This window comes from Gluconobacter sp. (assembly GCF_047723935.1).
Classification (GTDB): domain Bacteria; phylum Pseudomonadota; class Alphaproteobacteria; order Acetobacterales; family Acetobacteraceae; genus Gluconobacter.
The window spans coordinates 1-23,590 of record NZ_JBDOBO010000029.1; the positions used below are offsets into that span (position 1 = coordinate 1).

21 protein-coding genes and 1 tRNA gene are annotated in these 23,590 nt (G+C 53.2%); 8 read left to right on the forward strand and 14 right to left on the reverse strand.

From position 1 onward, the window contains the following. Nucleotides 1-121: 121 nt before the first annotated feature. The gene (locus tag ABF979_RS10345) at nucleotides 122-1,513 is read left to right on the forward strand and encodes a DUF2252 domain-containing protein (protein ID WP_415559600.1); all 1,392 of its coding nucleotides are present in this window, start codon (nucleotides 122-124) and stop codon (nucleotides 1,511-1,513) included. Nucleotides 1,514-2,106: 593 nt separating this feature from the next. Next, nucleotides 2,107-2,985: a formyltetrahydrofolate deformylase gene (purU, locus tag ABF979_RS10350; protein WP_415559602.1), complete on the forward strand. Its 879-nt coding sequence runs from the start codon at nucleotides 2,107-2,109 to the stop codon at nucleotides 2,983-2,985. A gap of 31 nt (nucleotides 2,986-3,016) precedes the next feature. On the opposite strand, the gene ABF979_RS10355 is transcribed toward purU, so the two are convergent. From ABF979_RS10355 to ABF979_RS10365, 3 genes are all read right to left on the reverse strand, one after another. Continuing rightward, nucleotides 3,017-3,883 (reverse strand): DNA/RNA non-specific endonuclease, encoded by an 867-nt coding sequence (locus ABF979_RS10355; RefSeq protein WP_415559604.1) that lies wholly within the window; start codon nucleotides 3,881-3,883, stop codon nucleotides 3,017-3,019. A 65-nt stretch (nucleotides 3,884-3,948) separates the two neighbouring features. Beyond that, nucleotides 3,949-4,033 (reverse strand) — tRNA-Leu (locus ABF979_RS10360). Between the two features lie 105 nt (nucleotides 4,034-4,138). Then, a complete protein-coding gene (locus tag ABF979_RS10365) occupies nucleotides 4,139-4,921 on the reverse strand; it encodes a class I SAM-dependent methyltransferase (RefSeq protein ID WP_415559605.1) in 783 nt (260 codons plus the stop codon). A gap of 168 nt (nucleotides 4,922-5,089) precedes the next feature. Here ABF979_RS10365 and ABF979_RS10370 point away from each other — a divergent pair, with 168 nt between their 5' ends. The 4 genes from ABF979_RS10370 (at nucleotide 5,090) to ABF979_RS10385 (ending at nucleotide 8,126) form a co-directional block, all read left to right on the forward strand. Then, entirely contained in the window at nucleotides 5,090-5,947 is an 858-nt protein-coding gene (locus ABF979_RS10370; protein WP_415559607.1) for a neutral zinc metallopeptidase, read from the forward strand. Nucleotides 5,948-6,102: 155 nt separating this feature from the next. After that, nucleotides 6,103-6,621: a hypothetical protein gene (locus ABF979_RS10375; protein WP_415559608.1), complete on the forward strand. Its 519-nt coding sequence runs from the start codon at nucleotides 6,103-6,105 to the stop codon at nucleotides 6,619-6,621. Then, nucleotides 6,621-7,517 (forward strand): cytochrome-c peroxidase, encoded by an 897-nt coding sequence (locus ABF979_RS10380; RefSeq protein WP_415559610.1) that lies wholly within the window; start codon nucleotides 6,621-6,623, stop codon nucleotides 7,515-7,517. The genes ABF979_RS10375 and ABF979_RS10380 overlap by 1 nt, the downstream gene beginning before the upstream one ends. 150 nt (nucleotides 7,518-7,667) lie before the next feature. Further along, nucleotides 7,668-8,126 (forward strand): c-type cytochrome, encoded by a 459-nt coding sequence (locus ABF979_RS10385; protein WP_202208011.1) that lies wholly within the window; start codon nucleotides 7,668-7,670, stop codon nucleotides 8,124-8,126. Nucleotides 8,127-8,200: 74 nt separating this feature from the next. Here ABF979_RS10385 and ABF979_RS10390 read toward each other — a convergent pair whose 3' ends face one another. From ABF979_RS10390 to petA, 3 genes are read right to left on the reverse strand one after another with little or no spacing between them, the layout of a single operon-like run. Further along, nucleotides 8,201-8,887 (reverse strand): cytochrome c1, encoded by a 687-nt coding sequence (locus ABF979_RS10390; protein WP_415559612.1) that lies wholly within the window; start codon nucleotides 8,885-8,887, stop codon nucleotides 8,201-8,203. Next, nucleotides 8,884-10,080, reverse strand: coding sequence for a cytochrome b (locus tag ABF979_RS10395; RefSeq protein ID WP_415559613.1), 1,197 nt, complete (start codon nucleotides 10,078-10,080; stop codon nucleotides 8,884-8,886). Before ABF979_RS10395 ends, ABF979_RS10390 begins: the two co-directional genes overlap by 4 nt. Nucleotides 10,081-10,088: 8 nt before the next feature. Beyond that, nucleotides 10,089-10,745, reverse strand: coding sequence for a ubiquinol-cytochrome c reductase iron-sulfur subunit (petA, locus tag ABF979_RS10400; protein WP_415559615.1), 657 nt, complete (start codon nucleotides 10,743-10,745; stop codon nucleotides 10,089-10,091). A gap of 243 nt (nucleotides 10,746-10,988) precedes the next feature. On the opposite strand from petA, the gene ABF979_RS10405 reads away from it, so the two are divergent. Continuing rightward, entirely contained in the window at nucleotides 10,989-13,067 is a 2,079-nt protein-coding gene (locus ABF979_RS10405; RefSeq protein ID WP_415559617.1) for a phosphocholine-specific phospholipase C, read from the forward strand. A gap of 61 nt (nucleotides 13,068-13,128) precedes the next feature. On the opposite strand, the gene nadC is transcribed toward ABF979_RS10405, so the two are convergent. The 7 genes from nadC to ABF979_RS10440 all read right to left on the reverse strand — a co-directional run bounded on the left by nadC (nucleotide 13,129) and on the right by ABF979_RS10440 (nucleotide 21,054). Continuing rightward, nucleotides 13,129-13,986 carry a carboxylating nicotinate-nucleotide diphosphorylase gene (gene nadC, locus ABF979_RS10410; RefSeq protein ID WP_415559619.1) on the reverse strand — a complete coding sequence of 286 codons (858 nt, stop codon included), beginning with the start codon at nucleotides 13,984-13,986 and terminating at the stop codon, nucleotides 13,129-13,131. Nucleotides 13,987-13,997: 11 nt separating this feature from the next. Continuing rightward, the gene (locus ABF979_RS10415) at nucleotides 13,998-15,467 is read right to left on the reverse strand and encodes an L-aspartate oxidase (protein ID WP_415559621.1); all 1,470 of its coding nucleotides are present in this window, start codon (nucleotides 15,465-15,467) and stop codon (nucleotides 13,998-14,000) included. Between the two features lie 2 nt (nucleotides 15,468-15,469). Continuing rightward, nucleotides 15,470-16,453 carry a quinolinate synthase NadA gene (gene nadA, locus ABF979_RS10420; protein ID WP_211500806.1) on the reverse strand — a complete coding sequence of 328 codons (984 nt, stop codon included), beginning with the start codon at nucleotides 16,451-16,453 and terminating at the stop codon, nucleotides 15,470-15,472. Nucleotides 16,454-16,534: 81 nt separating this feature from the next. Further along, a complete protein-coding gene (locus ABF979_RS10425; RefSeq protein ID WP_415559623.1) occupies nucleotides 16,535-17,416 on the reverse strand; it encodes an NUDIX hydrolase in 882 nt (293 codons plus the stop codon). Nucleotides 17,417-17,515: 99 nt separating this feature from the next. After that, the gene (locus ABF979_RS10430) at nucleotides 17,516-18,586 is read right to left on the reverse strand and encodes an NAD(P)-dependent alcohol dehydrogenase (RefSeq protein WP_215768996.1); all 1,071 of its coding nucleotides are present in this window, start codon (nucleotides 18,584-18,586) and stop codon (nucleotides 17,516-17,518) included. 105 nt (nucleotides 18,587-18,691) lie between these two features. Continuing rightward, on the reverse strand, nucleotides 18,692-20,050 hold the full coding sequence (locus ABF979_RS10435) for an amidohydrolase family protein (RefSeq protein ID WP_415559625.1): 1,359 nt from the start codon (nucleotides 20,048-20,050) through the stop codon (nucleotides 18,692-18,694). Further along, entirely contained in the window at nucleotides 20,047-21,054 is a 1,008-nt protein-coding gene (locus ABF979_RS10440) for an ABC transporter substrate-binding protein (RefSeq protein ID WP_415559627.1), read from the reverse strand. Before ABF979_RS10440 ends, ABF979_RS10435 begins: the two co-directional genes overlap by 4 nt. A gap of 312 nt (nucleotides 21,055-21,366) precedes the next feature. On the opposite strand from ABF979_RS10440, the gene ABF979_RS10445 reads away from it, so the two are divergent. Continuing rightward, on the forward strand, nucleotides 21,367-22,389 hold the full coding sequence (locus ABF979_RS10445) for an isopenicillin N synthase family dioxygenase (protein WP_415559629.1): 1,023 nt from the start codon (nucleotides 21,367-21,369) through the stop codon (nucleotides 22,387-22,389). Nucleotides 22,390-22,392: 3 nt separating this feature from the next. On the opposite strand, the gene ABF979_RS10450 is transcribed toward ABF979_RS10445, so the two are convergent. Continuing rightward, the gene (locus tag ABF979_RS10450; RefSeq protein WP_415559631.1) at nucleotides 22,393-23,574 is read right to left on the reverse strand and encodes an MFS transporter; all 1,182 of its coding nucleotides are present in this window, start codon (nucleotides 23,572-23,574) and stop codon (nucleotides 22,393-22,395) included. Between the last annotated feature and the right edge of the window lie 16 nt (nucleotides 23,575-23,590).

The following is a 23,590-nucleotide window of genomic DNA, read 5'->3' on the forward strand; positions in this document are numbered from 1 at the left end:
CCTTTACTGACTTTCTTGGGAAACCGGGGGATTCAATAGTTTATTCGAAATAATAGAAAATAGCAAATATAATTACCTAATATAGTCATTAAGGGTGAATTTATAGAGGAGACTACTGGTCATGAAGAACGATTCCAGAGAAATTGCTACCCACAAATCTATTCTTTTGACCAGAAAAGAAAGTCATTGTCAGGGAGCCAAGCTTAGAAAGCAGACGCCCCGTGGAGCCCATGCTGAATGGAGCGCCTCAGACGTACGTCAAAACCCAGTAAATCTTTTATTCGAACAGGGAAAAGGCCGCATTTCGTCTCTTCTCCCGGTGCGCTATCAGCGAATGAAAGTCTCGCCTTTCACGTTCCTTCGTGGGTCTGCGGTTGTCATGGCCAAAGATCTTGCTTCCACCCCGGCATCAGGCATCGATGTCCAGTCTTGTGGAGATTGCCATCTTGCCAACTTCGGAAGCTATTCGTCTCCGGAAGGCGTTCCGGTTTTTGATATCAATGACTTTGATGAGACCCTGAAGGCACCCTTTGAATGGGACGTTAAGCGCTTGGGGACTTCGCTGGTCCTTGCCGGTCAGGAAGGCGGGCTATCCAGCAAGGCTACCAAAGACCTTGCGACAAGCATGTCTCTTTCTTATTGCGAGCAAATGACGCGGCTGGCCGCGATGACCCCTCTTCAGATCTGGTCAGAGCGCATTGACCTCACAGCTGCAATTGTCGGTTTTGAGGACCCAAAAGTCCGTACTCGCGCAGAAAAGCTTCTTTCTGAGCGGATAGAAGCAGCAAAAGGGCACTTCGGCCTGATTGCAAGTGATGGAAAAAATCCGGAGTTCAAGGAAAAGCCTCCGCTGGTCATGCGGTTACCCGAACAGGAAGAGACCATCCGGCTTGCTTTTAGTCGATATGTTGAAACACAGCCGTTAGAGCGGGCCATTCTGTTGCGCCGGTACACTCTTAAAGACGTTATTTTTAAGGTTGTCGGGATTGGGAGTGTCGGAACGTTCTGTGCAATTGGACTGTTCTCAACTGCGGATGGAGAGACCATGCTTCTGCAGATCAAGGAAGCCCAGATGTCCGTTCTGCAGACTGATACGCTGACTTCACCATTTGCCAATCAAGGAGAGCGCGTCGTAACGGGGCAGCGGATCATGCAGGCTGTGTCTGACACATTTTTGGGGTGGACGCACAGTAATGCCTCAATCTCTAGCGATACACCTGATCTCTCGGGAAGCGGGCGCCAGTTTTATGTCCGGCGCGTCAAGGATAGCCGATTGGCCGCTGTCGGTTCAGATGTGGCTCAGGATGGTTTGGCTGATTATGCAAAATTGTGCGGACGGACTTTGGCGCGGGCACATGCACGTTCTGGCAATGCGAGCATGATTTCTGGCTATCTGGGTAAAGGCGCTTCTTTCGCTTCAGCCATATCAGACTTCTCTGAGACGTATGCAGATCAAACCCATAAAGACTGGAAGACGTTTTGTTCAGCCGTCGAAAACGGTGAACTCAATTAGAAGCCCTTCTGAGGATTTTCTGGGGCGTAAGTCATGGTTTCACTTCTCGTGCGTATTCGTCCTCACGTCAAATCCAAGTACTTTTCCTGTGCTTGGATCAAGATGACACTCCCATGTAAATGAGACCCACTCAATAGGGGCTGCTTTCCTTTGATACTGTCCCCGCCCTCGTATCAGAGACGCGTTTACGACCACCTGGCTTTCTGGCCTGTCATCCTGAAGAAAAAAACGATTGTTTGAACTTCCTCGCTTAACGAGTTCGTGCCGCGCAGCAGGCTGGCAGAGATAGGTTGTCATAAGCCAGGCTGTCCCTTGCGTCGCCACAGCGTTCCTCTCCCGTGGGTCACGAATAGACGCGATCTGACGCGAAATGAGTTTTTGCTCTGCCGATGACGGAATACTTTCTTTCCGTGCTGATGCGTCTGCGTTCCCGAACAGAACAACGATTAGCAGGCAAGATCCTGCAAACAGATAATCCCGTATTGTCATAAAGTCCTCTGCCCGGTGTTTTGCCTGTCTACCATCTGGGCGTATAGGTAGGGACCGATCCGTCACCATGCCAAGTGGCAATTCAACGCTGGACCCCGCCTTTCATGATTCGTCAGTCATCTACGCTTACAACTTTCGTAGTCACCTTAAGCTGCCCTAACCGCCCTGGCATTGTAGCTGCCATCAGTCAGCGTCTTTATGAGCTTGGTGCGAATATCACGGAAGCACAGCAGTTCGACGATACTGACAGCACTCAGTTTTTCATGCGGATTGTCTTTGAGCTCCCAAAAGAGGGTTTGTCCGAAACGCAATTGAAAACCGAATTTTCCCGGCTGGCCGAGGACTTCGCAATGGACTGGCACATCAGTGACACGTCAAAGCGTCAGAAAGTCCTGCTGTTTGTTTCCCGCTTCGATCACTGTCTGGTCGATCTTCTCTATCGCTGGCGTATCGGTGAGCTGCAGATCGATCCAGTCGGGATTATCTCCAATCATGCAAGGGAAACCTATGCTGATCTGGATTTCCACGGCGTGCCGTTTCACCATCTTCCCATCACCAAAGACACCAAGGTTGAGCAGGAGGCACGCATCTGGACCATTTTTCAGGAAAGTGGGGCTGAACTGGCCGTTCTCGCCCGTTACATGCAGGTCCTGTCAAATGAGATGGCTACTCGCCTTTCCGGGCGTTGCATCAATATTCATCACTCGTTTCTGCCAGGCTTCAAAGGTGCCCGCCCCTATCATCAGGCGTTCAGCCGGGGCGTAAAGCTTATCGGTGCGACGGCCCATTACGTCACCAGTGATCTGGATGAAGGGCCGATCATTGAGCAGGACGTAGAACGCATTTCTCATGCTGATGATCCTGAAGATCTGATCCGCAAGGGGCGTGACATTGAGCGCCGCGTACTTGCCCGTGCCGTACGGTATCACATTGAACGACGGGCAATCCTGAATGGAAACAAGACGATTGTCTTCACCCCCTGAGTAGGGAGATTGGCAAAGGTCCGTCAAGGCTCTACTGAACGAGAGCCTTGACGAGGGCTTTGATTGCCTTTTGTGCGGCCTTTGAGCCCCATTCCTTTAGCAGTCTATTGCTACGCGGACGCTTGGAGAGTGCATAAGGGCTCTCCCTGATGGGCGGCATACCCACAACCTGTTCCTTCATGGACTGGGGAAGCGCGGGAAACGGATCCACATTCACGAGCTGCATCAGAAGCGCAACAGCTATGATCTTGCAGGTTGGTTTGCGAGTGTTCAGACACACATAGGCGCCCGTCCCGTTAGAGGCTGGATCGTATATGGCTTTCCATGTCACAGCGGGAACCGGGATACGCCCTCTTCCAATCTTTGTGGTGTGATCGGGATCGTATCCGGGTCCAGTAACAACGAATATCTCGCCTTCCTGACGTGCCCACCCTCTGACAGCGCTTTCAACACCTTCCCACGGGCCACGGTTCAACTCACCCGTTTGGGGAACAATATTGGACAGCAGAAAAGACTGCTGCTGAGACGCAAGACCCGGCTCATTGCCGCTTGGTGTCATATGTCCCCGGTCGTAGCCTGAGGCTCTGTAGTCCGTCAGCGACGCGCGCATGGAGGCCGGTAGCCTCATATCGGGAAAGAATTTTCCTTGTCGGTTCGTGTCATCAGCAATTTCAAGATTTTCTTCGGTCAGGTCCTCCGCAGACCAGAGCGGGCCCTTTGTCGCTTCTGAAACCAGAACGGCATAATGGTCATTACAAAGCTGAATGGTGCCGGAACGCGCGGTCTCTGACAGAAGTGCGGGGGGAACGCCTTTGGCAAATAAGGCTGGGCAAGAAGTCGCATGTGCCGGACATGCGACAACCAGAAACCCGACAAAACCAAGCGAAAGATATTTCAACGCCCCTCACAGACCTAAAGCCAGACAATCTTGTCTGCCGGAACAACGAGGATATTGAAAATGACTGGTACGGGCAGAGGGACTTGAACCCCCACAGCTTGCGCCACCAGAACCTAAATCTGGCGTGTCTACCAATTCCACCATGCCCGCAGACTGTGAGGTGGGTCTAGACGATCTCCACGGCTCTTGCAATGGCTATCAACGACCTAAATGACTGAAAAATCACACCTCACAGAAAGAAAACTGATTTAGGAGTTAATTTCCAACCTTCTGGAATTTTAGAACAAAATTGTCCCCTTCCCCGATGGCAGCATATTTGGCGCGATCAACCTGGCCCAAAGCGTATGTCGGGGGAAGCGTCCAGATCCCTTTGGGCCACTGTGCCGTATCCCGGGGATTGGCGTTCATTTCGGAGCTCCCAACAAGCTTGAAACCCGCTTTTTCAATCATCTGGATAGCGTAGGCCTGTCTCACATACCCGTCTTTTGCCTGCGGGTCCTGCGGAGCGCTGGTGTTCCCGCGATGGTCTTCAATACCCAGAATACCGCCAGGTTTCAGCACTTTGTGGATTGCCTCCAGCATCTGCGGGGCATTTCCAGCTTCCATCCAGTTGTGCATGTTCCGGAATGTCATGACGAGATCCGCACTGTCTGCCGGTGCGAAATTCAAATTCTCTGCATCAAAACGAGTGGTTTTGACGGCTCCGTAGATATCCGGATGCGTAGCCTGAAGCTTGGCAATACTCTGCTTTTTGATATCTGCAGGCCCGAGAGCAACTGTATAAGTGCCTTGGTCACGAAGATACGGCGCAAGAATTTGGGTCCAGTACCCTCCAGCAGGCCAGATCTCTACGACATTGGACGTCGGAGTTATCCCGAAAAACTGCAGTTCTTCCAACGGGTGTCGAACACTATCACGGGCGACGAAAGCCGGCGTTCGCTCTGAAAGTTTGAGAGCTTGATCCAAACTTGTGCCAGCCAATGCTGGCGTGGCTGTCAAACATGACAAGGCCAACAGAAAACCGGATCTCGACAGCATGATAATGACTCCTGTTGCAGATGTCGTGACTGTGACACGAGGTTGTAGAGGCTGTCTTCACACTTCTTCGAAGCCTGGTGTCCAAACGGTGCTTTACAATCGCGAAATCTGATAAAGGATAATTTAACAATCTTCCCATCCGGGAAACGGCAACAGGGCAAAACACACATGCGTCTCGACGACCAACGGGAAAGCACCAACATTGATGATCGACGCGGTTCCGGAGGCGGAGGACGCGGCCCTTTGAGGATCGGAGGGATTGGCGGTGTCATCCTTGTCATTGGCGCACTGTACTTCGGCGTTGATCCCCGAGTGGTTCTGAACCTTCTCGAGAATGGACCGGCAGCAAATACACCGGCGACCAGCCAGCCGCAGGCAGCAAAAGACGACCCGGGAAGAAAATTCATCGCCCGTATTCTCGGATCTACCGAAGATGTCTGGAGCAGCACCTTTCAACAGATGGGGCGAACGTATCATGATCCCGGTCTGGTGCTTTTTTCAGGCGGCACCCAGTCTGGCTGTGGCTATGCTCAAACGTCTGTAGGCCCGTTCTATTGCCCTGCCGATCACAAGGTTTATCTCGACCTGCAGTTCTTTCAGGAATTGCAGAATCGTCTGGGAGCAAGCGGAGACTTCGCGAGGGCCTATGTGGTTGCTCACGAGGTCGGGCATCACGTTCAAAATGAACTGGGCATTATGCAGCAGGTCAATCAGCAAGGGAGCGCCGCCCAGAAAGGGGCTAACGGCCTTTCCGTGCGCGTTGAGCTACAGGCAGACTGTTTCGCTGGTGTCTGGGCCAAGCGCGCGAATGATACCCGCCATTTCCTTGAGACGGGAGATATCGAAGAAGGTATGAACGCAGCCTCAGCGGTTGGTGACGATCGCCTGGAACGGCAAGCCCAGGGATACGTTGTCCCGGATAGCTTCACGCATGGAACATCTGCGCAGAGAGTAGCGTGGTTCAAGCGCGGGCTGGAAAGCGGCGATATCAAACGCTGCGACACGTTCAACGCCCCTGCTCTCTGACCTTCTCTGGTATTGCGGGTATGGCGTTCCCAACCATGCCCGCGCTTTTATGGGCTGGCTATCTGACACGTTTCGATGCCGTCATATCTCTGGCAAACTTCCATATTCAGGTGCTTCAATAGACGCACCTGAAAGCTTTGCTGGAAAACATAACCATGAAGCGTGCCCTGCCCGGTATCCTCTCCTTAGCCATGCTTTTTAGTGCCGGTACAGCGTTGGCTGACCCCGCAGCTTGCAAACCTGGAACAACCTCTCTGCCTGCTGGGTATGAGGGCTGGAGCCATCCCACTCCCTTGACGGCCGCCACAGATCAAGCTGGTCTTTCTAACAGTCACCTGACGCTCAATCACGCGGCCACCGTTCATCTGGCACACACTCCTGACGTTCATTTTCTGCAGAGACCCGGTGAACCGGGCGGAAGTGTCAGTTACGGAGGGATGATTGCTTTCGAGGCTCCCAAAGATGGGACCTATCGCATTATGCTGCCAAATAAAACGTGGATCGATGTTCTTGGACAGAGTGGCCTAGCTACCTCAACACATCATCAGCATGGTCCCGACTGTTCTGGTATCCGTAAAATGGTGGAATTTCAGCTTTCGGCGGGACGATATACAGTTCAACTTGCGGGAAGCGGCCTGCAAGACATGCCCGTCATGGTCTCTGCGCTTCCCTGATGCTCCATTGGCTACTGCTATCTCTAGGGCTTCTTATAACCGGGATAGTATTACCAGGGGTTGCCACGGATATTTCCCCACTCGATGCAAAAATCGAGTTGGGGCATAGACTCTTCTACGACGCAGACCTCTCTCTTGACGGCAGCATGTCCTGTGCAACCTGCCATGAGCCGCGTCATGCCTTCTCAGATGGAAATCCGACCCATCCCGGCGTAACAGATGAGGACGGAATCCGGAATGTTCCACCACTCGCGAATGTCGGGCAATTTCATACGCTCACTTGGATCAACCAACATGTCATAACACTGGAAGATCAGTTTTTTATTCCGCTGAGTGGCCATCACCCTGTGGAAATGGGTATGACCAACATGTCAGAACTCTCTCGTCGGCTTTCCCGAAACCTTTGCTATCGCCTTTTGTTTTCGAAAGCTTTTCCTGAAAAACACACTCCGATTGATGCCCGCTCTGTTGCCGAGGCGGTGTCAGCATTCGAGCGAGAGCTAACTTCCTATAAGTCGCCGTGGGACTTGGGATTATCTGACGCGACACGCTCACGAATAAACGGAAAAGAGATATTTCTTGGTAAGGGACAGTGTAGCTCATGCCACCAACCACCTCTATTCACTGACCAAAAATTCCATGCACTGTCGATATCTTATTCCGAACCTATCCGGACCCCTTCTCTACGAAATGTCGAGGTAACCGCACCTTATTTGCATGACGGTTCTGCTTCTACGCTCAAGGACGCCATTCTGGCCCACCCAAAAGGCCAAATACTGTCACAAGCCGAACTGACAGATCTCACCGCATTCCTCAGGCTGCTGACGGATCAGGATTTCCTCTCCGACGCCAAGCTAGGCTTGCCATCTGAAAAATGCCCCCTGAGCACACTGTGATCGAGGCCTGATGATGCGGCTAACTTGCACGGTGAAGGTAAAATCGACCGGGCGTTTCCCTGGAGCTGGGCCAATGACTTGGTACGAGGCTTTGATACTGTTACATCAATTTGTTTTTGTTTCACTCAGATGATCTGTCGGGAGCCATCCATGATCAAACGCACAGTTCTTGTTATGGGATTTCTATTCGGAACCGCGCCCATAGCTCATGCAGAAGATGGCCAGGCACTCTACAGCAGCAAGTGCAGCGTGTGCCATCAGGCCGCTGGAATTGGATCGCCGGGGCAGTTTCCCCCCTTAAGCGGAAGAGTTGGTAAAATCGCCTCTTCTCCTGAGGGAAAGGCTTATCTTACAGATGTTCTTCTAAATGGGCTGCATGGTGCGATTGACGTTTCCGACGAGACATACATGGGCTTTATGCCTTCTTTCAAAGCGCTTACAGATAGCCAGATTGCTGCTGTTCTTACGTATGTCTCGTCGCTGAATACGTCTGGTAAGGCCCCGGTCTTTTCTGATGATGAAATCAAGGCTGCTCGCGCTACTCCCAAAAAAGCGAAAGAAATTGTGTCGGAACGAGCAGCGCTGAACGCTCTTCATCCGCTGCCGTAAGAAGAATTCATTTTCTGAAAGCGAGATTTATTTTCCTGTGACTTCCCTTTAAAAACTATATTGGAAGTCACAGCCTATTCCTTCACCTTTTTCCATATTCTATTTTTGAGAACGAATACCAATACACTCATCACAATAAGGTAAATTAACGTATAAATGCCTATTCTATGCCGGGTTTGAAGGTGTGGACGAGCTGTCCATTCCAGGAATGTGCCTACATCCTGTGCCATCTGGGAAATGGTTGCCGACGTCCCGTCTGAGTACTTGACCTGACCAGCATGCAGAGGTTGAGGCATTGCAATATGGCGATGCTTCATGGCCAGATTGTAATAAGATCCTTGGGGGAGCACCGTTCCTTCCGGTGCCGAGGCGTAAGATTCCAAAATCTGGATAATACGGGCCGTTCCGCCCTTCTGCGTAAGGGCAAGCCGTGAAAAATCCGGTGGCAGGCCGCCATGATTGGCCATACGGGCCAGATTTTCACTCGGATAGGGTGACCCAATTTTATCGGATGGGTGGGCTGGACGCGTTTTGAGGTCTCCATCGTCATCCAGACCATCAGCAACCTGATGCTGTGCCGCATAGTCCTTGATAGCCGAGACAGACAGGCCGAGTTCTGACAGATCCGAGTAAGCGACATAATTCAGGCTATGGCAGCTACTACAGACCTGCCTGAATACCTGAAACCCACGTTGTTCAGGCGTAGAAGCCATGGCCTGTAAAGGCGAAAGAGCAAGCAAAGCCACGAAAAGATATTTCATTCCGAGCCCTCGTGCTGGACGGTCGGGGATGGTGATGTTTCACGTCGCGACTGAAACGGCAGAAGTACCAAAAAATATAAATACCAGTAGCAAACAGCCACACGGCTGAGCCATAGCCATCCCCCTGCTGGTGGATGCATTCCCGCAAAACCTAGAGCAACAAACGAGAAGAAAAGCAATAAAAGCGCAGGTCGAAGGAGAGGTCGATACCGTGCAGATCTGACAGGGGACTTATCCAGCCATGGAACCGCAAATAATACGCCTATGCTTCCTGTAGCAAGGATGAGGCCTCCCAGCTTGGAGGGAACCGCTCTAAGGATCGCGTAAAAAGGCGAAAAATACCACTCAGGTGTAATGTCCTGAGGCGTCACGATAGGGTTGGCCTGCACGTAATTGTCTGCAAGCGTCAGGAAATCAGGAGCGAAGAAAACAACAACTGCATAAACGATAAGAAAAAGACAAAGCCCAAAGCCATCTTTTGACGTGTAATAAGGGTGAAATGGCACAGTGTCGTCAGAGGACTTGAGCTCTCTTCCTGTAGGATTATTAGATCCCGCCACATGCAATGTTGCGATATGGAGTGCAACGACGCCAATAATGGAAAATGCTGTCAGGAAATGAAGAACGTAGATCCTGTGTAAAGCAACATTGCCAAGTCCCTCCCCTCCCATCAGCCAGGACGTCAGGGGTTTGCCTATCAATGGCACAGTATTGAGCGCATTCACGACCACTGTGGCGCCCCAATAGGACATCTGCCCCCACGGGAGAATATACCCCGCAAAAGCCGTTATCATGACCATTAAAAGCAGTCCGAGCCCGGTGAACCAGATCAGTTCGCGAGGCGCTTTATAGGATCCGTAATAAAGCCCTCTCGCGACATGGACGTAGAGAGCGGCAAACAGCATGGAAACGCCGCCCATATGAATGGATCGAACCAGCCAGCCCGATGCGACCTGCCGATCCATGGTCTCTATGCTGGAAAATGCATCTGACACTGTCGGAGTGTAATTAAGAGCAAGAAAGATCCCGCTCAGCAAAAGCATCCCGAGCGAAACCGTGGCAAAGGCACCGAAATTCCATAGATAATTGAGGTTTTTCGGCATCGCGAAGTCAACGTATTCACGCCGAAAAGAAGAAACAATCGGGAGACGTTTCTCTACCCACCGGGAGAGATCTTGAGATTTATCGGTCATGAGGACAATCAGATCTGCTGGATCGTCGCGATATCAAAATCTGGATCGCCTTTACTCTTCCCAATGAGAAGGTGCTGATCAGAAATTATCGTTACAGGCGGAACAGGAAGATTATAGGGCGCTGGCGCACCCTTATACGCCCGCCCTGCGATATCGAATTGTGACCCATGGCAGGGACAGGCATATTTCCCGGATCGATCGCCCGATGATGGTGCGTCAAAAGATGGCACACACCCCAGATGCGTACAGATCCCGATCAGGACACCAATTTCAGGTACAACAGAGCGATGCCAGTTGATCGCATCCTGAGGTTGCTGGTGCATTTTGGAATCTGGGTCACGCAGCCGATGCGCCAGTTCAGGAACCCGGAGCGAAGCCAGCATTTCGGGTGTGCGCCGCTGAACGAATACCGGCCATCCACGCCACGTCACCACAAGTTGCTGCCCCGGCGACAGCTTCGAGCAATCAACCTCAACAGTATCATCTTCGCCAATGCGACTGCTCTGCGTACCATTCAAACTGTTGAGAAACGGATATGCCAGCGCGCAGGCCCCTGCACAGCCCATCCCGAGCGTAACTGTCGCGAGCACATCGCGTCGCCGAGTGTGGTTTTCCTCTTCCCGTCCCTGCCGGGACGAGGAAGTGGGTGCATCATCCTGTGTCATGGTGTCCTACTCAAATAACCAGCACAAATCATTCAAGCCCCTATAGGCGAAGTCAATCTCAAACACACTTTGAACTAAAAGGCGGTCTGTTTCCGCGCATTCACCTGCGGGTGCCGACGTCCGCTCTTCAACGCCATGCCCGTTCACAAAAGTGACATGAAACATCCTGAATTTCCTTGATGATTTCATCTCCGGAGGCTGATAAGCGTCTTATCACAATTGAGTGTATGGAAGAGATCAACGGTGGCAACAAAACTGAACCGTCGCGGCGTTCTGGGTCTGGGAGCGGGCTTTTCCCTGAGTGCGCTTCTTCCATCCATTCAGCGTGCCCGTGCCATCCCGGCCCGTCGGGACACGGGAACGATCGAAGACGTCCAGCATATCGTTGTGCTGATGCAGGAAAACCGATCTTTCGATCATTATCTTGGTCACCTTTCAGGCGTTCGTGGGTATGGAGAACGGCATGTCGTGCGTGGTCCGAACCGCGAACCGATCTGGTGGCAGCAACGGCAGAAAGCCGAAAACGGCTGGATCACCCCGTTCCATCTCCCAACACAAACTACCAGTGCAGAATGCGTAATTGATCTGGACCATAGTTGGGCTCCTACTCACGCAGCGATCAACAAAGGCTGGAACAACCAATGGCCTCGTCACAAGAAAGATATGACGATGGGCTATTACACACGGGAAGATATTCCCTTCCATTACGCGTTGGCTGACGCATTCACGGTCTGCGATCACTATTTCTGCTCCACACCGACCCAAACACACCCCAACCGTTTTTACCTCATGTCCGGCACCGTCGATCCCAATGCGACAGGTGGTGGCCCGATCCTCGATAATGTGGATTGGGTAGATAGAGATTTTTATCCCAAGGTGCCTAAGCCTTTCACCTGGACGACCTACCCTGAGCGCCTTCAGGAGGCCGGTGTGTCATGGCAGGTTTACCAGCAGGGTCTGTCTGGCGCCGATGTTGAGAATGGTAATTTCGGCACAAACGTTCTGATGTGTTTCAAGAATTTCGCTGACGCCAAGCCGGGATCAGCCCTGCATGAGCGCGCCATGACCGCGAGAACCCTTGATCACTTGAAACAGGACGTTCTGGCGGATCGGCTGCCACAAGTGTCATGGATCCTGCCTCCGGCGGCATATTCTGAACACCCCCGGTGGACGCCCGGCTACGGTGCAACCTTTATTGCTCACGCGCTCGATGCCCTGACGGCAAACCCGGATGTCTGGGCCAAAACCGTCTTTCTCGTGATGTATGATGAGAACGACGGGTATTTTGACCACATGCCGCCCCCACAGCCTCCCACACCGGTTCTTCCCGGTCAGAGCACGGTGACGACCAGAGACGAAATTCACAATCATCTCCAGAGCTTCAGGCCAGACCGCTACAAGGCTGACGATCTTCCTTATGGTCTGGGGCCGCGTGTACCCGCTTTCGTTATCTCTCCTTGGAGTACCGGCGGCTTTGTCTGCTCCGAAGTGTTTGACCACACCTCTGTGCTACGCTTCATCGAAGCCCGTTTTGGCGTCAGGGAAACCAATATTACGCCATGGCGCCGTGCAGTCTGCGGCGATTTGACCAGCGCGTTCGATTTTTCGCGCAAAACTACGGTTAAGCCGCCGCTTCCAGACACGGCCGCCTACAGGAAAATTGCTGACGCGTCCTGTAAGCTTCCCTCGCCCGTTATTCCTCATCAGAGCACGCTCGAGGATATCGGCAACCAGGAACGAGGTGCACGCTTGGCGAGGCCACTGCCATACCAGCTCTCTGCAGACCTCCTGGAGGCCAGTGCAGACAGCGTGACTTTCGAAATCCGCAATGACGGCACATCCGGGGCATGTTTTTACGTTTACCGTGATGGAACCGAGGAAACCCCTCGCCGCCATACTCTGGAGCCGGGAAAAGCCATCACTGACGTTTGGCAAATAGAGAGCGCCGGACAGCACGACTTCACCATTCTCGGGCCAAATGGGTTTGCGCGTTACTTCCAGAACGCGAAACCTATGGATATCCAGGTTCAGGCGCGGGGAGATACTCAGACCGGCAATCTGGTCCTAAACCTAAAGAATACTGCGTCCACAGAAAAGAAGGTCAGGATCCAGGATAACGCTTATGGTGCGGAAGACCGTTTTCTTTCCCTTGAAGGAAATCAGTCGGCATCCGTGTCTGTCGATCTCGATGCCAGTCATCACTGGTATGATCTTGTTCTCTCCTGCTCCGATGAACCGGGCAATCAATCTCGATTTGCAGGGCATGTAGAAACCGGACAAACGAGCATCACAGATCCTGCCATGGGCAACGTTCTGGCTTGATGGACACAGGTATACTATCGGCAAGAGCATATTCTGGAATGCTCTTGCCGGAAACGCCAGCTTAGCCGCTTATATCAAGGCCGATATCCAGTGCTTTGACCGTATGTGTAAGCCAGCCCAACGACAAAACGTCCACCCCGGTCTCTGCAATCGAGCGCGCCGTCTCCGGTGTAATTCCACCAGATGCCTCAGCAATAGCGCGGCCATCGATAAGTTTGACAGCTCTACGAAGCGTTTCCACACCCATATTATCGAGAAGGTAAGCATCTGCTCCGCCAGCCGCGAGGGCTTCTTCGAGCTGGTCCAGCGTATCGACCTCCAGCTCAATCTTCATCAGATGCCCTGCCCGCTGACGCGCCGCCTTCAAAGCTGCTGAGACGCCTCCACATAAAGCCAGATGATTGTCCTTAATCAGGATGGCGTCATCAAGCCGATATCTATGACTGGCACCACCTCCTGCACGTACCGCATATTTCTGAACCGCTTTAAGGCCAGGAAGCGTTTTGCGTGTACAGCAGATCCGAGCCTCCGTGCCATGAACGGCATCCACGATCGCCCGCGTCGCTGTAGCGATACCGCTCAGGTGCGAGAGTAGATTTAACGCCGTGCGTTCGCCTGCCAGAACCGTACTCGCAGACCCGTCAATGACGGCCAGGACATCCCCGGCCCCAATCCTGTCGCCATCCTGTCTGTGAGAAATAAACTCAGCCTTGCGGTCAAGAAGACTGAATGCAAGGTGGGCCCCCTGCAACCCAGCCAGAACGCCGTTTTGTCTTGCACGAAAAACTGCCTGAAGGGGCTGTTCAGGATCAAGAAGAGCCTGTGTCGTCAGATCTCCGCCCGTTCCCAGGTCTTCAACAAGCGCGGCACGAACTACAGGTTCCCAGAGAAGATCAGGCAGAAAGGTCTGAAAGGTCATGCAATGTGTCCTTATGGCGAAGGAAGATCAGTTATGGTCAGCACAGTTCGGTTAGGCATCGTTTGACTTGGAAAGTCCGTGCGCCAGTGGCTTCCACGGCTCTCCTTACGTTTCAGGGCAGACGATGCAACGAACGCGGCAATGAGCGCTTCATTACTAACGTGGATATCAGGAAGAATTGTTTCAAAAAGGGCCTGCAATCCACGCTCGTCCCTGAGCAGTCCGGCATACTGGCTCATGAGTGAGGCCAAATCATGCACAGCAGGAGCATTGCTGACTTCGCGCGGCACAATCGTCCCGAACGGCACCTTTGGAAGCATGCTGCTGTCGATGCTTTCTGCGACCCATTTCCCGGTTACGAAGGCTTCGAGCAATGAATTACTCGCCAGGCGATTAGCGCCATGAAGGCCGGTACAAGCCGCTTCTCCGCAGGCCCACAGACCCGGCACAGAGGTACGCCCCTGCTCATCAACATCTAGGCCACCCATGTGATAGTGCATTGCTGGACTGACCGGGATGAGCTGTGCGTCCGGATCAATCCCCATGGCCATGCATGACGCTTTTATGCCCGGAAACCTCAGACTAAAGGGCGTTTTTCCTATTCCCCGCGCATCCAGAAAAACGTCGTGTCCGTGTTGAATATGAGCCGAAATTGCTCGTGCGACGATATCGCGTGGCTGGAGTTCTTCCGTAAATCTGTTTCCAGTCTCATCGACCAGAAGAGCACCCGCCCCGCGTACCGCCTCGCTCACCAGAGGTCTGCGTCCAGTCTGGCCAACGCCTTTGAGAGCTGTTGGATGAAACTGGGTGAATTCCATATCAATCAGTCTGGCGCCGGCACGTGCAGCATGAGTCAGACCGTTCCCGGTCAATGTTCCAGGACTGGTGGTACAGTCATAAAGAGCGCCAATACCACCGGATGCGATGACGCAGCATGAGGTGGGCAGAAAACCTTGTGAGGTTCTGACTCCAACAAGGCGCTCTTCCTCCGTAACCAAGCCCTCTAGTTGCGCTCCTTCCAGAACAGTGATGGTATCGTGACTTCGAACACGCTTTATCAACGTCTGCATGATCGCAGCACCGCTTCCATCTCCGCCGACATGGAGAATACGGTGTCTGGAATGCGCGGCCTCCAGATGCAGATCCAGCGCTTCGCCCTTTTTTGCAAAAGGGACGCCCCACTCGAGCAAGGTCCTGATGGCGTCAGGTGCCGAGTTCGTAATCAGTTTCACTATGTGGGGAACACTGAGGCCGGCACCTGCAGCTAACGTGTCCTGAGCGTGCAGATCCGGTGAATCTTCTGCTCCAACTGCGGCTGCAATTCCCCCCTGAGCCAAAGAACTCGCCGCCTCGTGCCCTAACGGAGCCGGGCTGAGAACAACACAGGGCTGGCGAAGGTGCAGGGCAGCGGAAAGACCTGCCAGTCCTGCCCCTACGATAACGGGTTGCCCAGCGAGGTGACTTAAAAGAGTGTCCTTCACAATTAGATTGCCAGCATTCTCTCGACCGCCATGCGGGCTCGCCCTTCAAGCTCGGACGGGATGGTTACCGGAGTTTCGAGGTTTTCGAGTGCTCTGCGGATTCCTGCCAACGTAATGCGCTTCATGTGTGGGCAAAGATTACACGGGCGAACAAACTCGGTTTCCGGGTTCAGCGCGGCCAGATTGTCGCTCATTGAGCATTCTGTCACCAACAACACTTTTTCCGGGCGATGGGTCGCAACGTAGTCAATCATATTGGCGGTGGAACCGGAATAGTCCGCCTCGGCAACCACGTCTGGCGGGCATTCAGGATGCGCTATGACAGTCACACCTGGATGAATTCGCCGATACTGCCGTATTTCCTGCGGTGTAAAGCGTTCATGCACTTCACAATGACCCGCCCAGGTCAGCATTTCGATGCCAGTTTCGTTCTCGATGTTTTGAGCCAGAAACTCGTCTGGAATCATAATAACACGAGGAACACCCAGGCTCTCCACAACCCGTCTGGCATTGCCAGACGTGCAGCAGACATCCGTTTCAGCTTTCACTTCCGCTGTACTGTTCACGTAGGTGACAACCGGAACTCCCGGATAGCGCCGCTTCATCTCCCGGACGTTTTCCGCCGTTATGCTCTCTGCTAAAGAGCAGCCAGCCCGATCGTCCGGAATTAGAACCGTCTTGTCGGGATTCATCAGCTTGGCGGTTTCCGCCATGAAATGTACGCCAGCCATGACAATGATGTCTGCGTCGAGGTTCTGGGCATCACGAGCCAGAGCCAGACTGTCACCGCGGATGTCCGCGACACAGTGGAAAATTTCCGGCGTTTGATAGTTATGAGCCAGAATAACGGCATTTCGTTCGCGTTTCAGGCGAAGAATAGCCTCGATGTCATCCGCGTATAAACGTTCCCAATCCTCCCGCGCCATCAGGCGGGAGACAGGTTCGTAAAGCCTGTCACGGCTTTCCAAGACATGCTGACGGCCCATGACGGACTCCGTAATAACATTATGCTCCCATTGAGCATAATGCATCTTACCGTATTCACAAGCCTGCCGGTCAACACGTTTTCAGGAGAACGTTCCCAGTGGAAGCTTGGCCCCTGTCAGATAGCAGTTTTCAGAATTATCCTTCCGAAACCTGTAAAGCCGCGCAGGTCTTCCCTGAACCCCGCTCTCGTAGCGATCGGTTTCACTGACCAGATCCTGATTTTGTACCAACCGACGAAAATTCTGCTTGTGCATCAAACGCCCGGAAAGAGCTTCCATCGCTTGCTGGAGTTGAAGAAGCGTAAATTCTTCGGGCACGAGCTCGAACACGACAGGCGTGTAACGGATTTTCGCTCTTAAACGAGACATCGCCGTTGCGAGAATACGCCGATGATCCCAGAGCATGGGGCGCTCTCCCAGCCCGGCACTGCAATAAGGTGACTCCTGGACCAGCCCTGCCTCCCACAGCAGTTCATAACGCTCAAGTACGGCTTCGTCGTTCCAGCTTTCTCCATTTAGGCCAAACGTGACCCTACAGCGGTCGAGCCTTTCCTCCTCATGGGCCGCCCACTCAAGAAGGGCTCGCTCAATGGTCTTGAGGAGGGCAACACTTCCTTCAGTTCGGCGGTCTTCCCAAGGAAAGTACTGATACCATCCCCTCCATCCCGCCTGATCGCCACTGTCGCGCGTCAGGGCCATATAGGAAATACGCACGAGCCGTTCAGTTTCAGCAGGAACTGAGTCCCCGAACGTATAGAGTTGCTCAACATGGCCGAGGCGGAACCCCGTGAGCTCCTCTACCCAATGGCGCACACCACGCTGCAATGACGAGTGTTCCGTTTCCAGGGCGCCTGCAGGTAAGCAGGCCCCGTTCTGAACGGTCAGAACTTCTGGTGTTCCGCTCTGGAGTGTGGTCAGGACGGCAACCAGTTCCGCCCGACACGTCGCAACGTGATGATTCATTCTAAAATCATTTCTTCCCGTTGGGTAGAAACTCCAGAAGTAAAACTCTTCTCAGGAAGGAGGCGGGGAGTTTCTTGCTACCGCCTCCCCTCCAAGGTTTCAGCCTGCGATGCTGTCTGGCATGGACGCCATATCGATCACGAAGCGGTATTTGACGTCTGAACGCAGGACGCGCTCATACGCCTGATTGATCTCATCCATCCGAATGATTTCCACGTCACTGACGATGTTATGCTGACCGCAGAAATCAAGCATTTCCTGCGTTTCCTGAATACCGCCGATAGCGGAGCCAGCCAGACTACGGCGCTTGGCAACAAGGCTGAACGCCCCAACAGACATCGGCTTTTCCGGCAGTCCTACAAGCACCATATGTCCGTCCTGCTTCAGCAGGGACAGGTAGGCATTGATGTCATGATCTGCCGACACAGCATCAAGAATGAAATCAAAGCGGTTAGCCTCGGCAGCCATCGCTTGTTCATCGCGGGAAATGACAACCCGGTGTGCGCCAAGTCGCTTCCCATCTTCAACTTTACTCGGAGACGTTGTGAACAGGGTCACTTCGGCACCAAGCGCAACGGCAAATTTGACCCCCATATGGCCAAGTCCACCAAGCCCGACAACACCAACACGATGCCCGGCTCCAATTTTCCAGTGAGACAACGGAGACCATGTCGTGATCCCGGCGCAAAGTAATGGTGCTGCCGCCGCCGGATCAAGATTTTCAGGAATACGCAGGACGAAACCTTCATCGACAACGATAGCGCGCGAATATCCGCCGAACGTGTAGGCGCCTTCTGCCGGGAATGCCGGATCGGGGCTGTTGTATGTCCATGTTGGACTGGTATCACAATACTGCTCCAGACCAGCCTCGCAGGACGCGCAGGTTCGGCATGAATTCACCATGCAGCCCACGCCCACACGGTCACCGACTTTAAAGCGTGTTACGTCTGGGCCAACCGCTTTGACATGTCCGATAATCTCATGACCCGGCACGCACGGATAAGAAGCAGGTCCCCATTCGCTCCGTGCAGTATGAATGTCAGAGTGACAGACACCGCAATGGGTAATGTCAATCTGCACGTCCAAAGGACCGCAGTCACGGCGCTCAAAGGCGAAGGGAGCCAAGGGAGATGTCGGGCTGGAGGCCGCGTAACCAACACAGGTGAGCATTGCAGGTCCTTGTCGAGACAGAAGAATCAAAGCGTCAAAACGATTGGCCTACCCTAACAGGAAGTCCCGCTGAACTGTACCCATGCTGAGTTCGCACAGAATTCCTCAGGCACGCGTAAGACAACCAACAACGTTACGAGCCTCTGCCAATAACGCCTCAAGATCCAGTCCGGGAATAGCGCCATCCGCTACCACGGGCACACCATCCATCAGGACATGACGTACAGTTGTGGCGCCTGACACGACAGGAGCAATCAGTGGATCATGCAATCCAGCACATCTGGGTGCGTCCAGGCCATGAATAACCAGATCCGCCGCTGCGCCCACTTCAACCCGGCCGACATCGGTAAGCCCCAGGATTTGCGCTCCCGCGGATGTTGACCAGCGCATAACATCCTCAGCCGTAACAGCGTCAGCGCCGTGAACTGCGCGATGAATCATCCACGCACAATGCATCTCTGCCCCCATGTCACAGGATTCATTAGATGCTGCCCCGTCAACTGCCAGCGATACGCGCCCGCCCAGAGCGTCCAAGGCCGGTGCAGGCGCGATACCTGACCCAAGGCGGCAGTTACTCTGAGGACAATGCGCCATACCGGTCCCGGTTTGGGCCATGAGCGCCAGTTCGCTCTCATCAAGATGAACCAGATGCGCAAACCAGACGTCTTCTCCAACCCAGCCATGCTCGGCAACAAACTGAAGGGGCCTCATTCCGTAAGTTTCCAGACAGAACCGAACATAGTTCTCCGTTTCAGACAGATGCGAGTGTAGCGAAATACCCATGCTTCGGGCGGCAATAGCCATTTCCCGAAGCTCATCCGGCGTGACTCCCCAGGTTGGCGTATTAGGGGCCAGAGCAATTCGGCGTTTCGCATTCGGGCCAGATTGATGATACCGGCCGACAAGCCCTTCGACACGTTTCATCATCACATCTAGCGTCTCCGTCGGCGCTGGAATAATGTCGTCCGTATCGAATTTTCTGGCGCGCGTGGTGCCTCCACGTGCCAGAACATAGCGCAGACCCAGATCTTCAGCGGCTTCAAACAGAACGGCAGCCGGATCATATGCATACATATCTGCAAACAGGTAATGATGATCAGCGACCGTCGTGCAGCCCGACAATAGCAGTTCCACCATTCCAACCCGGGCCGCCACATTCAGCGCCCGCTCATCTATGCGGTTCCAGTAGGTGTTGGGCACAAGGCGAAGCCATGGTTCCAATGGCTTATTGATGGCCGTGGGAACTGCTTTGAGCACACTCTGAAAAAGGTGATGATGCGTGCTGATAAGTCCGGGAGTTGCAATTCCTCCCTTGGCGTTCAGAACCTTCTCTCCAGAGCCAGGTGTCAAATGACCAATTTCCGTGATCCTGCCGTCGCGAATGCGAATGTCACCGGCACGTCTGGCAGCTTCGCCGCGTAGTCCCGTCAGAATTCCACCGATATTCTGTATCAGTAAGCTCATGCTGGCATCACCCGGAGAGTATCCACAAATTCTGTGGTGAAGGCATTTTTCCAGTTAGCATCGGCTGGCAAGAGGTTTTGGCTGACCATAAAGTCCCGTGTGGCCTGCCACCGGGCAAGCGTCATCGCGCCAAGACCTCGCTCTTTGACATCTGGGGATGACAAAGCATCTGCTTTTTTCAGTCCGGCGTAGCCGAAAGCCAAGTGCTCCAGCGTCATGTTGGGGTTAGCTTTGAGGATCAGAGCATTCCCCGGATTGGGATTTTGAAAATAATCCCGCCATCCCATCAAAGACGCTTTCACAAAGCTGCTTACCTTTTTCTTATCGGTCGCAACCATCTGCTGAGTCGTGACCATAGGGGCGCCATAGGGCGGATAACCCAGATCCTTGAACAGGAAAAACTCGACCGGCATTCCTTTCTGTCTGGCATCCCACAGTTCGGAGGATGCATAAGCCTGAACGGCCATTTCCGGATCCAGAAAAAACGGCTGGAGATTGAACGAATAAGGCCTCGCCTGCTCTTCTCTGTAACCAAAGCGATTTTTGAGCCATGGCCAGAACGTCGCATGCGAAGACGCTGCTATCAGAATTGGATGGTCACGGAGCTGGGCGAGATCCTTGACGCCAGCATGCGTCATCAGGCCCTGCTGATCGTGCTGAAATGTACTGGCCACAGCAACAAGAGGAATTCCAGAGGCAACGGCGGAAAGAAGCTGGAAGTCGTAGCCAGTAATGAAATCTGCACGGCCGGCAGCGAGAAGCTGAGGAACATTCATTTGCGGGCTAGCCGCTTCTATCGTGACGTCCAATCCTTCCTGTGCGTAATATCCCTTGGCGAGCGCTTGATAAAACCCGCCAAACTCAGCTTGTGCATACCAGGATGTTATAAGCTTGGCGGGCGTCCCCGCATTTTGTGCCCTGCTGATGAGCGGCATGGATAATCCGCCGAGACTTCCAGCTAACCCCAAAACGGTTTTCCGACGACTGAGAGACATCCTGGACATGCGGAGCGTTCTCCATTCTTCATTTAGTCACAGTTTATGAATCGAAACGGTTTTCATGAAAGTGCCTATTTGAGAATATCGGAATGCTTTTATGAGAACGGCTTTTATAATTGACAGGCAAATGCCCACCATGTTTTGTGTTGAAAAAGAGTAGAAGCGGTCGAAGTCTTGTTACAGGCTTTGGGCATTGCTCCAACAGATCCGGACTACGGCTCTGGTTGGGGGCATATGCCATTCTTGATCGACACAGCCCCTCACCCATGCCGTAGTTCCGTCTCTGTTGTCTTCAATACGTTTATGGAGAAAACGAGTATGGTCCCGACAGGTCTGAGCGAACTTGAAACCGAACGCCATATTGGCGGAATGGGGACGAATATCGCCCGTCAAATTCCCAGGATCGATCTGTCCTCCTTTGAAGAGCGGAAACACCAGATTGCCGACGAACTTTGGTCTGCAGCCACGGAAATCGGATTTTTTCAGGTTTATAATCACGGTATTCCGCAGAACGACATAGATCGAGCGTTCTCATTGGCAACGGCCTTCTTTGCCCTCCCCAAAGAGGCAAAAGCCCGCCTTCCCCTAAAACCGGGTACGAACGCTGGATGGGAATTTCAGGAACAGGTACGGCCTTCAACAGGCACACCTGACCATAAAGAATCATTTCAGATCACTCTTCCCAGAATGGCGGCTCTATGGCCAACAGAGCATGACGCGCCGGACTTCAAGAAATTCCTGTCTCACTTCGAGCACCAGAACTGGCTTCTGGGTATGAAGATCCTGTCCTGCTTTGCCATCAAACTCGGATTTGACGAAAAGTTCTTCACCGAACTGCACAATCCGTCCTCTCCTGACTACCAGTGCACCCTGCGTCTCATTCATTATATGAGCATGGAGAATGCTAAACCGGAGGACTTCAAACGCTGGCGTGCAGGCGCCCATTCGGATTTTGATTGCCTGACACTTCTTCATCAGCGAACAGGCGAAGGTGGCCTTCAGGTTTGCCCTGGGAAGGATGCAAAGAGCGGGGCATGGACCGACGTTGAACCCCTCTTAGGATATGTGACCTGCAATATTGGCGACATGCTGATGCGGTGGAGCGACGACATGCTGCTGTCCACGCTTCATCGTGTTCGTATGCCACAACCGGGCGAATATCTCGGTGAGCGCCTCTCCATTCCCTTTTTCTGCCAAGCCAATCGGGATGCAATCATTCAGGGCCCCGAGAAGAAATATGCTCCGATATCTGCCCAGAACTACCTTCTGGAGCGCCTGAAGGCTAATTTTGCGGCGACTGAATCGAAAGGCAGCACCCCAGAAACTGGTGCTGCCCTTTAAATATCAAGCTAGCGCCTTATGTTGCCTGACCTGGAAAATTGTCAGGCAACCCATTCCTAGGGCGCAGAACGCAAACAGCGCATAACTGGTCCAGAGCGTTGTCGAGAAGTAAAGATAAGGCATCAGAACTGCCGAGACGGAAATGAACTGACCGACGGTGCCTGCGACAACCCCGCGGGTCTTCCTGTCCGTCGCAACCACCGGCAGTAAAGACATCCCTGCACCACTCAGGCCGCTATAGGCGAATGTCCAAAGAAATAGCCCGGCAGACGCGACCAGCATCGTGCTTCCCGGGAAAAGCAACAGCCATTGGGCAAGCATGCCGATAGCCGCCATGATGCAGAACATCACCCGGGAACGACGCTCCGTTCCGACACACAGACTGACAATCAGCCCACCAGCCAGCATTACGACAATTTTGATGATTGCGACTTCTGCGGCAGACGCAGCCAAACTCACATGGTGAACGCGCGCAAGGTAGGATGGCGCGATCAAACTGGTTCCGTAAGCAATCCCATTTGGGAGCGTTACTGACAGCCCGAGAGCCGTGACCAGCCAAGGTGACAGTCGCTTGGCCGGACCGCTTTCAGTCAAGACAACCGGCGGCTCTTTCAAGCCAGAGAGTGTCAGAACTCCAACAGCAAGAATAACTACCATTAGCGCCATATGAGCTGTGCAGGCTGCCTGCCAGCGCCCGCCATTCAAAAAAGGAATGGCGAGAAGAAGACCGGCTGAATAACCGGCCGGCGCAAAAGTGGACCAGAATGCCAAAGCTTTGGAGCGACTTTTTTCCGGCAAATAGCGCATGAACAACACCGGAGAACCCGCTGTCGCAAACGCAAACCCGCACCCACACAGCATAAGCCCAATCCGCAGGCTCCATAACGTGGATGTTGATAGGAGGAGACTGTCACCAATCAACGTAAGGACAACGGAAATTGGAAAAGCGCGCTTTACGCCAATACGGTCGACCACCATGCCGAACAAGAAAGATGTGAAGGCTGCAGGCACCGAAAAGAAAGACAAACTGGTGCCAACAGGTCCCGGAGAAACATGTCGGGCTTCCGCGATCGCACTGATAAACGGAACCACCAGTCCGACAACGGCCATGGATACTGCCGAATAAACGTAAATCACCAGAACAAGAAAGAGATGATAGCCTGATCTGTCGCTCGTGGTCTGCATGGTCTTGTATCCTTGA